Origin of the sequence: Marinobacter flavimaris (assembly GCF_045057155.1) — a bacterium.
Taxonomy (GTDB): Bacteria; Pseudomonadota; Gammaproteobacteria; order Pseudomonadales; family Oleiphilaceae; genus Marinobacter; species Marinobacter manganoxydans.
This window is the reverse complement of sequence record NZ_CP171359.1, coordinates 2,433,138-2,446,349: the sequence shown is the minus strand read 5'-3', so window position 1 is coordinate 2,446,349 and position 13,212 is coordinate 2,433,138. Positions and strand designations below refer to the sequence as shown.

The window sequence follows — 13,212 nt, the reverse complement described above, 5'->3', positions numbered from 1 at the left end:
CCGACCACTGTAATCAGGAGAAATGTCTAATGAGTCACCAGCGCATATCCGCCGCCCGGGGAATCGCCGTAGTCCTTTTCGCGCTTGCTATTTCCATAGCCGCTCCAGTTATGGCTGCAGGGAAGGTTCCGAAGTCCGTGGGGCCCCAGGGGTTCCTGATCTGGGAGTCCCCTCGCACTCTGCCCGAGCTGGCTTTTGAAGACGAAAACGGCAGACCGCTGACACTGGCTGACTTTCAGGGCAAGGTGATTTTGCTCAATATCTGGGCGACCTGGTGCGCACCCTGCCGTGAGGAAATGCCGACGCTGGACTCACTTCAGGCTCAACTGGGCGGCGAGCAATTTGAAGTGGTTGCGCTGTCCGTTGACCACGCAGGCATCAGCGTTGTTGAAAAATTCTACCGGAAAACCGGCATCCAACATCTTCGCCAGTATATTGATCCGTCGACAATGGCGACCTCAACGCTAGGCATAGAAGGTGTTCCTACAACGCTGCTGATTGATCACAACGGTCGCGAAATTGGCCGCCTGGTCGGTGCCGCGGAATGGGACAGCCCGGCCATAGCGGATTTGATAACCCGTACCATTGACGGGGTTCCAGACTGACCGATGGTCAGTCCGACTGGACGTCTGCAACAAACGCCTTGACCTTAAAGTTGGCTCGGGCGATTCAGCTTTGGCCAGGCGATTAATTCAAGGTCAAGTCATATATATTGAAAGTCTGTCTTTGCAGAGGCAATGACCATGATAAAGAATTTATTGAATTGATTCCGCTGGATTGGAATAACCGCTCGTTCAGCCGCTTCCTTTTACCTCTTTATGAGAAATCCGGGGTAGAAGATTGAAACTGGAGACTAATCTGTTGCCTGGCATTGGGAGAATGGGTATTATCCGATCCTATGCATCGATCGCAATTAACCACGCTCAAGAAAATTTTCTGGGTAACGTATTTGGCTGTCGCCCTGGTCTTCATCCAAGGCGCGCGATTGCATATGCATACCTACGATCATGAGCCGACCACGTCGGAACATGTGCATCAGGATCAAAGCCACGTCGACTACGGTGCTTCGGGCAAGAAACATCCTGACGAAGTGGGTCACATCGACCTGTCTCAACAAGGAGCCCTGAAAAAACTGCCGCTTGGGTCGATGGTCCTCGCCCTGTTTGCGGCAGTGATTCTACTTCTGCCGAGACGATTTTGCTCTCAGGTATTGTGGCGCCTCTATCGCCATACAAGGTTTCTTTCTTCCCCTTTCAGTCTAAGGCCGCCTCTGCGCGCGCCCCCTCTCTGAGAATCTGAGACTTCCCTTTAGATGGTTTTGCCTGCAGAGACTTAGTATTGGTCTGTGCATTAGCAATGCCGCATGGCTTTTTATCTTGGATGCTTTTGCGCGCGTGTCGTATCACCGACGCAGCGCTTAGGAGTGGATGATGTTCAATGTTTTTTTCTTGGCGCGCCGAAAAAATCGGCGAGCGGTGGTGCTGTGGTTCCTGCTGTCTTGTACTGCGTCGGTATCGGTCATGGGTCAATCGCAGGGTATATGGACACTGGAAGACAGTATCCTGCGTGCGGTTGAGATTGCGCCGGAAATTCGTGGTGCGCAGGCGACTGTCAATGCCCGCCGGGGTGCTCTGCAACAGGCCGGTGTGTGGCCGAACCCGCAGATCGAATTGCGTGCCGACGACAGTATTGGCAAGGACGCGGGCACCGGAGGTACTGATTTCACCCAGTTTGCGATCAGCCAGCCGCTGCCACTGAGTGGTCGTATCGGGTACCAGAAGGCGGTTGCCGGGGCGGGACTGGACGCTGCCCGGGCCGAACAGAGCTATCAAAAGATTCGTCTGGAAACCCAGGTAGCGCAGCGCTATCACAGCTTGCAGTTGGCTTGGGAGCGCCTTCGCTTGGCGGAGGAACGCTTGCAACTTGCCGATGACCTGCAGAACACCGGGCGCCGACGCGCTCAGGCCGGTGAGCTTTCTGACCTGGAGCGCTTGCGCATGGATCTGATCCGGGAGGCCGCGCAACAGGAATTAAATAGTGCAGAAGGCGCATACAATGAAGCGCTCAGCAGATTTCGCGTCTACTTGGAGCTACCCGGAGAGACGACACCTCGATTGACTTCCCTTCAACCGTTCGGCCCCGTCCACGGGCTGGAGCAGTTGCAGGCTGGTCTGGCGAATCATCCGGCGCTGCTCGCCGCGAAACACCGAGTCGAGGCAGCGCGATCAGGTGTGGACTTGGCCCGTGCTGAGCGTTTGCCAGATATCAGCCTGCGGGTGTTTCGTGAGCAGGATTTACTCAACGGACGCCGTCAGGATGTCACTGGAATCGGCCTGGGTATCACCATACCTCTCTGGGACCGAAACAGCGGTCGCATTGGAGAAGTCCGGTCACAAGTAATTGAGGGCCAGTCGGAGCTACAGGCGCTGGAACGGGATTTGGATAGTCGCTTGCAGCGGAGTTTTTTGAATCTGAATCAGCTCATTAAGCAGGGTGAGCATTACCGCGCGCGAGTTTTCCAGCCTGCGCAAAAAGTATTCGAACTGACGCGCAAGGCATACGCCAACGGTGAGGTGGAAATTCTCTCGGTAATCGATGCCAACAACACCTATTTTGACGCCCATGAACGCTATTTGGAGCTGCTGCAAAAGGCCTGGCTGGAGGCTGCAGATTTGCGCCTGGCGGCCGGTCGTGCCCTTGTCCTCACTGAACAGGATACTGACAATGAATAAGCTACTAGCCACACTGTTTTTCCTGCTGATTCCGGCGCTGGCGCCGGCCGCTGAACTGGAGCTGACCCAGGAGCAGTTGACCAGCGCCGGGCTTACGACCACCACCGTAACTACCCGCGAGCTCAAGCCGCGTCTGAAACTGACCGGCGCCCTCACTGCCGACCGGCGCAAGAGCAATCGTGTCACCCCTGTCGTGGACGGCATGGTGACCGAACTGCTGGCGGTGGAGAACGAGGCAGTGCGCAAGGGGCAGGTGCTGGCCCGCCTGCGCAGCAACAGCCTGGGCCAGGCGCAGGCCGACTATCTGGAAACGTTGGCCCGCTTCGAACTGGCGCGCGCCGAGCGCGCCCGTATCGAAGGCTTGTGGAAAGACGGCATCGTCGCCGAAAGCCGTTGGCTCAAAGTGGACAGTGAATACAAGAGCGCCCGCGCCACGCTGGATGCGCGGCGTCGCTTGTTGTCGCTTGCCGGCCTGTCTGATCGGCAGATACAGGCCCTGGCGCAGAAACCGGACCGCCTGGCGGAGTTCGAGTTGACCAGTCCTATCGATGGGATGGTCACCGGGGTCGAGATCGAGTCAGGTCAGTTGATAACCGCTGGGCAGACCGCCTTTCACGTGGACGACCTGTCCAGCCTGTGGGCCGAGGTACGCATCCCTGTCGCCAACTTATCTGAGATCAAACCGGGTGCGGAGGCCACGGTCCAGGTACAGGCCAGTCCCGGGCGTGAATACCGTGGCCGCCTGCAATCGCTTGCGGCTGAGGTGGACCGGCAAAGTCAAACCCTGGGCGGACGCATCGTGGTCGATAACCCGGACGGCCAGTTGCGACCCGGCATGTACGCCACCGTGACCCTGACCGGTGTGGCCTATCGAGGACTCATGGTGCCCGCCAGCGCCGTGTTCCGGGTGGGTGAGCAGGCCTACCTGTTCAAGGTGCTGGGCCCACGGCGCTATGCGCCAACGCCGATCGAGATCGGGCTGGAGTCGGAAGGCTGGATTGCGGTGCGCGGCGGCATTGAGGCGAATTCCGAGATCGTTAGCGGCGGCGTGGCCGAGCTCAAATCCCACTGGCAGTACCAGGGGGGTGAGTAAGCCATGATCGCTTCATTGATTCGTTTTTCCCTGATCCAGCGGCTAATGATACTGCTGTTGGCCGCTGCACTGATTGTCGGTGGGGTATGGGCGTTTCGCACGCTTCCCATCGATGCCTTCCCCGATATCGCCTCGCCCCAGGTATTGGTGATCGTCAAGGCACCGGGCCTGTCGCCCACCGAGGTGGAAAGCCGCATTACCTTTCCGATTGAAAGGGAGATGCAGGGCCTGCCGCGTCAGACCGTGCTGCGCTCCACCACCAAATACGCGTTGAGTTCCATCACTATCGACTTCGAGGACGGCACCGACATCTACTGGGCACGCCAGCAGGTGGCCGAACGCCTCAATCAGGTCTGGGGCGAACTGCCCGCCGGGGTGGAGGGCGGATTGGGGCCCATCACCACGCCGCTGAGCGAGGGATACATGTATCGGGTTGAGGGCGAGGGCTACAGCAACCGGGAACTGCGTAGTATCCAGGACTGGGTGATCCGTCCGCGCCTACGCACCGTGGAGGGCGTAGCCGACGTCAATTCCCTGGGCGGCGAAGTCAAGGTGTTCGAAGTCGTTGCCGATCCCGAGGCGCTGTTGGCCCACGGCCTGGCAATTGATGACTTGGAACGCGCACTGAAAGCCAATAACCGCAATGCCGGCGGGGACCGCATCAACCGTAACGACGAGGTACTGTTGGTGCGTACCGTGGGGCAACTACTGGATATGGAGGATATCCGCAGCATCACCGTGGCCAGCCGTAATGGCGTCCCGGTGCACGTCACTGATGTGGCCACGGTCCGCATCAACTCCATGACCCGCTACGGCGCGGTCACCGCCGATGGCGAAGGCGAGGTGGTGACCGGCCTGGCGCTGCTGCGCCGGGGCGCCAACAGCCGGACCATGGTCGAAGGCGTCAAGCATGAGCTCGAGGCGCTCAAGGCGACGTTACCCGAAGGTTTACGTATTGTGCCGTTCTATGATCGCTCCGAGTTGGTCAGCCAGGCGGTGTGGACGGTGGAAAAAGCGCTTGGCGAGGCTGTGGTCCTGGTGCTGTTGGTGTTGATAGTCATGCTCGGCAATTTACGCGCCGCCCTGACCGTGGCGCTAATTTTGCCGTTGTCGGTGCTGTTCACTTTCGTGATGATGCGTCTGTTTGGTGTCAGCGCCAATCTCATGTCTCTCGGCGGGCTGGCGATTGCCATCGGTATCCTGGTGGATGCTGCGGTGGTGGTGGTCGAGAACACTCATGCGCGACTCAGCCAGGCGCCCAAGGGGGTTGATCGTCTGCATCTGATCTACCGCGCGACGCTCGAGGTGGCTACGCCAGTGATCTCTGCCGTGCTGATCATCATTGTGGTATTTCTGCCCTTGTTCAGCCTGTCCGGCCTAGAAGGCAAAATGTTTACGCCGCTGGCGGTGACTATCGCTTTCGCCCTTATCGGCTCGCTGCTCCTGTCGCTGACGGTCATTCCGGTGATGGCCAGCTTGTTGATGCGGGGTGGCGCTGAGGAAGACAGCCGGGTGTTGAAGTTGTTGAAGCACGGCTATGTGCCGGTCATGCGCTGGGCGCTGCGCCACCTCAAGACGGCCGTGGGCGGCGCATTGATGCTACTGCTCGGCGCCGCCCTGCTGTTTCCCCTGATTGGGAAGGAGTTCATGCCGGTCATGGACGAAGGTACCACGGTGGTCATCATCGAAAAGCTGCCCAGCATCTCGCTGGAGCGTTCCCTGGCGCTTGACGAGCCCTATCAAAAGGCCATGATGGAGCTGCCGGAGGTCACTGGCGTGGTGTCCCGAACCGGCGCCGACGAGCTGCGTATGGACCCCATGGGTTTGTATCAAACCGATAATTTTCTCATCACCAAACCAAGGGACCAGTGGACGGTGAGTCTGGAGGAGTTTCAGGAGCGGTTGCGCGAGAAACTCGATCGCTTCGTCGGCATCGACTACGCCTTCACTCAGCCCATCGACATGCGGGTCTCCGAGATGTTGACCGGCGTGCGCGCCGCGATGGCCATCAAGTTGTACGGCGATGATCTGAAGGTACTGAAGGAAAAGTCCAAACAGATCGAAATGCTCATCAATAACATTCCCGGGGCGGTCGATGTCTTTCGCGCTCCGTTGTCAGGCCAAACCTATCTGCAGGTTGAGATTGATCCCCAGGCCATTGCCCGATTCGGCATTAATATCGAGGATATCAACCAGCTTGTGGAAATTGCCGTCGGCGGCCGGGTTGTCACCGAGGTAATCGAAGACAACCGACGCGTTGGTGTGTTGTTGCGTTATCCGGAACAGGCGCGCACGTCGCCGAACGATATCGCGGCGCTAAGAGTGGAAACGCCCGCTGGGGAAAAGATTCGCCTCGACAGCGTGGCCGCAATCCGAGAAGTCGATGGGCCGGTTGGGATCACCCGGGAGTCGGCCAAGCGCCAGGTAGTGGTGCAGGCCAACGTCGAAGGTCGTGATATGGTGGGGTTCGTAGAAGAGGTTCGTGCCACCCTGGAACGTGAGGTGCGATTGCCGACAGGTTACTACGTCACCTATGGTGGGCAGTTCGAGAACCAGCAGCGCGCTGCGGCCCGTCTGGCGTTGGTGGTGCCGATTGCCATCGCGCTGATCTTCGTGATGCTGTTCATCACGTTCCGATCCCTGCGCCAGGCCGGTTTGATCATCCTCAACATTCCCTTCGCCATGATCGGCGGCGTCGTCAGCCTGTATCTGTCAGGGCTGTACCTGTCAGTGCCGGCCTCCGTGGGGTTCATCACCCTGTTCGGTGTGGCGGTGCTCAACGGCGTGGTGATGGTGACTTACTTCAACCAGTTGCGTGAAGCCGGGAGAACTCTGCTCCAGGCTGTGCAGGAAGGTGCCGAGCGCAGGTTGCGACCGGTGCTCATGACCGCATTAATCGCCAGCCTGGGTCTGGTGCCGCTATTGACGGCGACCGGGCCGGGCTCAGAGTTGCAGCGCCCGCTGGCGGTCGTGGTGATCGGCGGACTGTTCACGTCGACGCTGCTCACACTGGTGCTGCTTCCTACCTTATATGCCTGGATAGAAGGGCGGGCGCAGCGACGCCTCGCTCAGCCCACAACGGAGGACCACGCGTGAAGATTCTGACGCTTATTGTGCATGCCAATACCCAGCAGGAATTGGGCGATCAACTGCGAACCCTGAGCGAGGTATCCGGCTTTACGTTCAGCCATGTGGAAGGGCACGGGGCTCAGGTGGAACGCGACCCGTTTTTCTCTGCACGTGATAAAGTGGTTGGTTACACACCGCGGGTGCGGGTGGATATCCTGCTTGATGACGCGGATGTAAGTGTCGTACTGGAGGCGCTTCGACAGGCGGAAAACACTGTGACCGGCCAAGGCGTGTATTGGACAATACCTGTGGAAGATGGAGGACACCTGTGATTTAGATCGCTGAAACCTACCTGAGTCAGAAGAGGGATCTTAAGAAGAGGCTAAGATCCCTCTTAGACATGATGTTTTGACCTGCCCACCCTCAACGTTCGTGGGTTATCGTTGGGGAGTGGGTAAACAACCCTTAGACAGAGCCACATTGAGGAGGGCAAGTCATGACAGAGTTTAACGCTGAATCCGTTTCATTTCACACCGCCGCTTCTGCTGTCGAGCCGGCGGCCTGTTGCAGTTTGTCTATGAGGCCGGTCCCTGTGGTTACGGCCTGTATCGTCAATTGCTCGCCAGCGGCCATGATGCTCAGGTGGTGGCGCCCTCGCGTATTCCGAAGGCGCCCGGGGAGCGAATCAAGACCGGTCGGCGCGATGCTCTGAAGCTGGCGCGCCTGGCTCGCAGGGGCGACCTGACGCCGGTCTGGGTGCCTGATAACGAACAGGAAGCCATGCGCGATCTGACCCGGGCGCGTGATGACATGAAGGCTCAGGAACGCAAGCGCGTCAGCAGAGGAAATGCCGACGCTGGACTCACTTCAGGCTCAACTGGGCGGCGAGCATTTTGAAGTGGTTGCGCTGTCCGTTGACCACGCAGGCATCAGCGTTGTTGAAAAATTCTACCGGAAAACCGGCATCCAACATCTTCGCCAGTATATTGATCCGTCGACAATGGCGACCTCAACGCTAGGCATAGAAGGTGTTCCTACAACGCTGCTGATTGATCACAACGGTCGCGAAATTGGCCGCCTGGTCGGTGCCGCGGAATGGGACAGCCCGGCCATGGTGGATTTGATGACCCGTGCGATCTCCGAGGTTCCGGACTGACCGCAGGCTACGCCGACTGGACCAAGGGTCACCTAATATTTCAATATAGCAATAGGTATTGAGATATTGAAATGAAAGAAGCAGAAGCTGTTAGGGCGTTTGGGGCGATGTCTCAAGAAACACGACTTCGCATCGTTAGGCGACTGGTGGTGAAAAGAGCCAATGGATTACCGGCTGGTGAGATAGGAGACGCGCTAGGAGTCTGCGCGGCAGAAGCTACATTCTGGCACAATAGATCAAAATTCTTCAGCAACAGGATGACTGATGGGAACCACTTTCCGCCCGTATTCGCCTGGCCAGGAACTGCTTCTTCCCCCGAGCCTGAACGAGTGGCTGCCTGAGGGGCATCTGGCCTATTTTGTCAGTGATGTCGTCGAGGAGCTGGATTTAAGCGCGTTTTATGCCCGCTACGAAGGCAACGGCCGACGCAACTCGCCCTTCGATCCACGAATGATGCTGAAGGTTCTGATCTACGCCTACGCCACCGGCGTTTTCTCTTCACGCAAGATCGCCCGGAAGCTGGAAGAAGACGTGGCCTTCCGGGTTCTGGCGGCAGGCAACTTCCCCAGGCATCGCACGATCTGTGATTTCCGCAAACACCATTTGGTTGCCTTCAAGGCCGTGTTTATTCAGGTGGTCCGGATTGCCCGGGAAGCGGAGCTGATCACGCTGGGAACACTGGCGATTGATGGCACCAAGGTTCGGGCTAATGCCAGCAAGCACAAGGCCATGAGCTATGGCCGCATGGGCGAGGAAGACGATCGTTTATCGAAAGAGATCGATGCACTTTGTCGTCAGGCGCGTCAGACAGACCAGTCGGAAGACCGACAGTTCGGCCCGGATAACCGGGGTGATGAACTGCCTGAAGAGCTTCAGTACCGGCAGGCGCGGCTGGACAAGATTCGTGCCGCCAAAGAGAAATTGGAAGCAGACCAGAAAGAGCGGGACAAGGCCCGGGGTCGGTCCCCGGACGATGATCGGCGCTCACCTCGCGGGGGCCCGAACTTCAAGCGGGATTATGGGGTTCCGGATGACAAGGATCAGAGCAATTTTACCGATCCGCAAAGCCGGATTATGAAAACGGCGGACGGGTTCCAGCAATGCTACAACGGCCAGTTGGCCGTGGATGGTGAATTCCAGCTGATTGTCGCCAACCACCTGGGCAATAATCCCAGTGACAATGGCTGTCTGATACCACTGCTGGATCAGGCAAAAGACACTCTGGAAACCTATCCGGATCAGTGTCTGGCTGACGCGGGTTACCGTAAAGAAGAAGATCTACAGACCCTGGAAGACAAAAGCATCGACGGCTATGTCTCGCTGCGCCGGGAGGGCAAGAAGAGTTCAGAGATAGACGCGAGCCGTTATCCGGCCAGCGCCCGGATGGCCGGGAAGCTGGCCACGGCAACCGGGCGATCGGTTTACGCTCAGCGCAAGCATCTGGTTGAGGCGGTCAACGGCTGGATCAAGCATGTTCTGGGCTTCCGACAGTTCAGTCTGCGGGGCCTTCACGCCGTGCAGGGTGAATGGGATCTGGTCTGTCTGTCGCTTAATCTCAGGCGGATGAGTTCACTGATGAGGCTGAAATAGAGGGTCCGAGGGATCCTTGGGCGTACTGAGTGATCGGACTACGATAACGCATTCGCTGATAACCGTCTTGACTGACTGAATAGAGAGAATCGAGACTCTATTCGGCTGGATATTGTGGATACGTTCTCGGGCCGAACTGTGATTCGACGCGGCGGGGTCACTTGCTCAAAATACTTCTGCCGCGCAGACCCCTAGGTGGTGTTTCATCATCGCGACTCTCTTTTTATCTCAACCATCTAGAACACGCAGGCCTTTTAGAAAAACGACGCCAGGGTCGTTCAATAATTTACAGTGCTATTTTTTCTGTACTTGCTGATCTCGTAGCGTTTCTGATGCACGACTGCTGCGATGGGCACTGTGCTTATTGCGACAAAGCCATCAAGTTGTTCGCGCAGTGTGAAGGTCGCCCAACCTCACCGGGCACGGTGGACTCCAAGATATGATCAGATTCATCTATTTTGTGGAGTCTAATCTTGTTTGGTTTGTTATCACTTTAGCTGGTTTGGTCTTAGTATTCCCAGGGTTAGGAACGCACCTAGAGCCCTTTATCGGTCCATTGCTCGCGCTGCTGATGCTTGTCATCAGTCTTACCTTCGACGCACATGCCGTTGGAGTGGTCTTTCGCAAACCTTCAAGGCAACTTTTAGCACTAGGTCTGGTCTATGGTCCGATGTCGATTGCCGGTTTTCTGACTGGCCGTTTATTTTTCGGGAACGGACCTCTTGCAGCAGGTCAAACGTTGCTTGGCACATTGCCGACAGATGTTTCGTCTCCGCTGCTGGTATTAATGGCGCGGGGGAATGTTGCCTTAGCAGCCGTTTTTAATGCGGTCAATACAGCACTATCGCCATTCATTGTTCCATTCCTTTTTTTATGGCTGACTGGAATACAACTGGAAGTTCCTCTCGGGGCAATCATCTTTGAATTAGCCTTGATCGTTCTCGTTCCCACTGTTGTTGGAGTGAGCTTACGCACAGGATTTCCAGATTTTTTTGCACGCCATGATTCAACGTACGCGGGAATTGGATCAATCATATATCTTCTGATACTACTGGCTGTAGTAGGCCCAAACGCAGAAACTATCATTGGTTATGGCTGGTACGCTTTTTTGATTGCTGGAGCAGCCCTGAGTCTTAATCTGATTGGCTACCTGATAGGAATGTCCTCACGGTTGCTAACCTCTGACCGGAAAGAAGTGATTACCTATCTCTTCACCGTGAGCAAAAAAGAATTTAGCATTGCTGCTGCTTTTGTCGCCGCATCTGGCTTACCTTCAGAAATTGCGATTCCTGCCGCATTCTTTGCAGTGATACAAATGATCACTTCACCCATTGCGGCTAAGATCCTTGCACGGCACGGCTTACTACGGTTCCGAGCGAGCGATCAGCACTAAGGATCTTGGTATTGCTTCAGAGCCGAATTACCCAACGAACTACTGGCAACAGTTGATGCAACCTTTTTAACGAAACAGGAGATGATGAGGTGCTTGCTCCATCTGCCGACTACTCAGGCTCCGTGTTGTCGAAAAGATCTGGCAGGAAGCGGATTTTCAACATCTGCGCAACTATATTGATCCGTCCACACTGTTTACCCCAATACTTGGCACAAATGCTTCGGGCTACTGCTGCATGCTTTCTTCGCTGAGCCCTTCGAGAACCCCACAGGCCTTAATTTCCCGATCATCGTTGCAACTCGCTCTCAACGACGTGAGTTGTTGCTCCAGTACCTGCAGATCGGTTATCCGAGACCGCACATGAGTGATGTGATCATCAAGCAAGGTGTTGATGGCCCTGCAAGGCTGATGGGGGGCGGTCTGATACCTCTGTAACTCGTGGATTTCAGCGAGTGACAGCTCGAGTATTCTGCAGCGCCTGATAAAGGCCAGCCGCTCAACATGCCGTTCGGTGTAAACACGGTAACCGTTGTCCTGCCGATCCGGCGGTGGTAACAAGCCCTCCCGTTCATAGAAGCGGACCGTTTGAGTATCGACTCCTAAGGACCGTGCTAACTGACCAATGCGCATCGGGTTTCTCCTCAACAGATGGTATCTGTTCTATTGACCTTATAGTGACTATATGGTTTTAAATCATAATCCGACAATACTCAAGTGGAGCCGTATCATGAGTAAATCCTGTGAAGACGCCTGTGGCTGCGACGCAACACCCGCCGAGGGTAATGCCGGGTCGGGGGCCTCTGAAGCGTCCGGTAACTGGATCAGTGTGTATACCGTACCGAAGATGGATTGTCCTTCGGAGGAACGGATGATTCGACTGGCCCTGAACGGTTTTGAAGACATTCGCGGGCTGTCCTTCGACCTGTCTGATCGGCGGTTGAAGGTTGTGCACGATGGCGAGGCTGAGCCTATCACCGCGAAGCTGGCAACCCTCGGGCTGGGAGCTTCGCTTCAGGAAACGGCCGCTGCCGACCCTGAGTCAATCAAGGCGGTCGGGGGTACGGCTATCTCGGCCGAGCAGGAGTCCGGCACCCTGCGTTGGTTGCTCGGTATCAATGCCGTCCTGTTTGCGGTGGAAATGACGGCCGGCCTGATCGCCCAGTCTACCGGACTGATTGCAGAATCCCTGGACAATTTCGCCGACGCGGCCGTGTATGGGCTCGCCCTGTATGCGGTTGGGCACAGCGTGAAAATGCAGGTGCGTGCGGCGCATCTCGCGGGCGTACTCCAACTGATTCTGGCTGTGGGCGCACTCGCAGAGGTGGTGAGGCGCTTTGTCTTCGGCAGTGAGCCGGAGTCGCTGGCAATGATGGGGATTGCGTTCATCGCATTGATCGCTAACACCACCTGTCTGCTGCTGATATCCAAACATCGGGAGGGCGGTGCCCACATGAAGGCGAGCTGGATATTCTCAGCCAACGATGTGGTCATCAATCTAGGGGTCATTACCGCTGGCGCTCTGGTGGCGTGGACTGGCTCCAATTATCCGGACCTGATAATCGGCAGCATCGCGGGGATTATCGTACTCAACGGTGCCAGGCGCATCCTGGCGCTTAAGGGTTGAACAATGTCCATCGTTGCCAAGAAACGCTTGCAGTACGGCCTGTTGGCTATTTCCGGCCTGATAGCGGCATCTGATCAGGTTGTAAAATGGTTGGTCCAGCAGTCAATGGCGTATGGCGAGTCGATTCCGGTGACCCCGTTCTTTAACTGGGTTCATGCCTGGAACACCGGCGCCGCATTCAGCCTGTTTGCCGATGGCGGAGGTTGGCAGCGATACTTTCTTATCGCAATCGCGGTAGTTGTCTCGATTGTACTGATCGGGCTGATTCTTCAGTGCCGCCGCAGGGGAGAAGCCATCGCGTACAGTCTTATTCTTGGCGGTGCCATGGGCAACCTGATTGACCGGATATTCCGCGGCTATGTTGTGGATTCCTTTGATGTCTATTGGCAATCCTGGCACTGGCCAGCCTTTAACCTTGCCGATATCGCCATTGTGCTGGGCACCGTGCTTTTCCTCTATGTCAGTTTCATACCCGAAAAATCGGGCACGAACGTCGAGCTCGATGGATCAGGCTAAAAAACATCTGACAAACGCCTTGACCTTAAAGTTGACTTT

The 13,212-nt window shown here is 56.5% G+C and carries 12 protein-coding genes and 1 pseudogene; 12 read left to right on the top strand and 1 reads right to left on the bottom strand.

Features of this window, described 5'->3' with window-relative positions; translation table 11 throughout:
• Positions 1–29 precede the first annotated feature (29 nt).
• The 10 genes and pseudogenes from ACGK9W_RS11460 (at position 30) to ACGK9W_RS11415 (ending at position 11,033) form a co-directional block, all read left to right on the top strand.
• Positions 30–605 (top strand): TlpA family protein disulfide reductase, encoded by a 576-nt coding sequence (locus tag ACGK9W_RS11460; RefSeq protein WP_405416879.1) that lies wholly within the window; start codon positions 30–32, stop codon positions 603–605.
• 293 nt (positions 606–898) lie between these two features.
• Positions 899–1,291: a hypothetical protein gene (locus ACGK9W_RS11455; RefSeq protein ID WP_139216080.1), complete on the top strand. Its 393-nt coding sequence runs from the start codon at positions 899–901 to the stop codon at positions 1,289–1,291.
• 136 nt (positions 1,292–1,427) lie between these two features.
• Positions 1,428–2,732 (top strand): TolC family protein, encoded by a 1,305-nt coding sequence (locus tag ACGK9W_RS11450; protein WP_405416877.1) that lies wholly within the window; start codon positions 1,428–1,430, stop codon positions 2,730–2,732.
• Positions 2,725–3,825, top strand: a complete 1,101-nt coding sequence (locus tag ACGK9W_RS11445; protein ID WP_405416875.1) for an efflux RND transporter periplasmic adaptor subunit — start codon at positions 2,725–2,727, stop codon at positions 3,823–3,825. The genes ACGK9W_RS11450 and ACGK9W_RS11445 overlap by 8 nt, the downstream gene beginning before the upstream one ends.
• A 3-nt stretch (positions 3,826–3,828) precedes the next feature.
• Positions 3,829–6,921: an efflux RND transporter permease subunit gene (locus tag ACGK9W_RS11440; RefSeq protein ID WP_405416873.1), complete on the top strand. Its 3,093-nt coding sequence runs from the start codon at positions 3,829–3,831 to the stop codon at positions 6,919–6,921.
• Positions 6,918–7,226, top strand: coding sequence for a DUF3240 family protein (locus tag ACGK9W_RS11435; RefSeq protein ID WP_405416871.1), 309 nt, complete (start codon positions 6,918–6,920; stop codon positions 7,224–7,226). Before ACGK9W_RS11440 ends, ACGK9W_RS11435 begins: the two co-directional genes overlap by 4 nt.
• Before the next feature lie 232 nt (positions 7,227–7,458).
• Positions 7,459–7,710: pseudogene (locus tag ACGK9W_RS11430) on the top strand (transposase); the annotation flags it as partial.
• A 31-nt stretch (positions 7,711–7,741) separates the two neighbouring features.
• Positions 7,742–8,050, top strand: coding sequence for a TlpA family protein disulfide reductase (locus ACGK9W_RS11425; RefSeq protein WP_405416869.1), 309 nt, complete (start codon positions 7,742–7,744; stop codon positions 8,048–8,050).
• Positions 8,051–8,314: 264 nt separating this feature from the next.
• The gene (locus tag ACGK9W_RS11420) at positions 8,315–9,640 is read left to right on the top strand and encodes an IS1182 family transposase (protein WP_053112091.1); all 1,326 of its coding nucleotides are present in this window, start codon (positions 8,315–8,317) and stop codon (positions 9,638–9,640) included.
• Between the two features lie 439 nt (positions 9,641–10,079).
• Positions 10,080–11,033 (top strand): bile acid:sodium symporter family protein, encoded by a 954-nt coding sequence (locus ACGK9W_RS11415; protein ID WP_011784896.1) that lies wholly within the window; start codon positions 10,080–10,082, stop codon positions 11,031–11,033.
• 225 nt (positions 11,034–11,258) lie between these two features.
• Here the strand turns inward: ACGK9W_RS11415 and cadR are convergent, their stop codons facing one another.
• Positions 11,259–11,663 carry a Cd(II)/Pb(II)-responsive transcriptional regulator gene (cadR, locus tag ACGK9W_RS11410; RefSeq protein WP_405416867.1) on the bottom strand — a complete coding sequence of 135 codons (405 nt, stop codon included), beginning with the start codon at positions 11,661–11,663 and terminating at the stop codon, positions 11,259–11,261.
• 97 nt (positions 11,664–11,760) lie between these two features.
• Between cadR and ACGK9W_RS11405 the strand changes: the two genes are divergently transcribed.
• Together ACGK9W_RS11405 and lspA are read left to right on the top strand one after the other, a co-directional pair.
• The gene (locus ACGK9W_RS11405; RefSeq protein WP_405416865.1) at positions 11,761–12,657 is read left to right on the top strand and encodes a cation transporter; all 897 of its coding nucleotides are present in this window, start codon (positions 11,761–11,763) and stop codon (positions 12,655–12,657) included.
• A 3-nt stretch (positions 12,658–12,660) separates the two neighbouring features.
• Entirely contained in the window at positions 12,661–13,173 is a 513-nt protein-coding gene (gene lspA / locus ACGK9W_RS11400; protein WP_202348821.1) for a signal peptidase II, read from the top strand.
• The last annotated feature ends 39 nt before the right edge of the window (positions 13,174–13,212 follow it).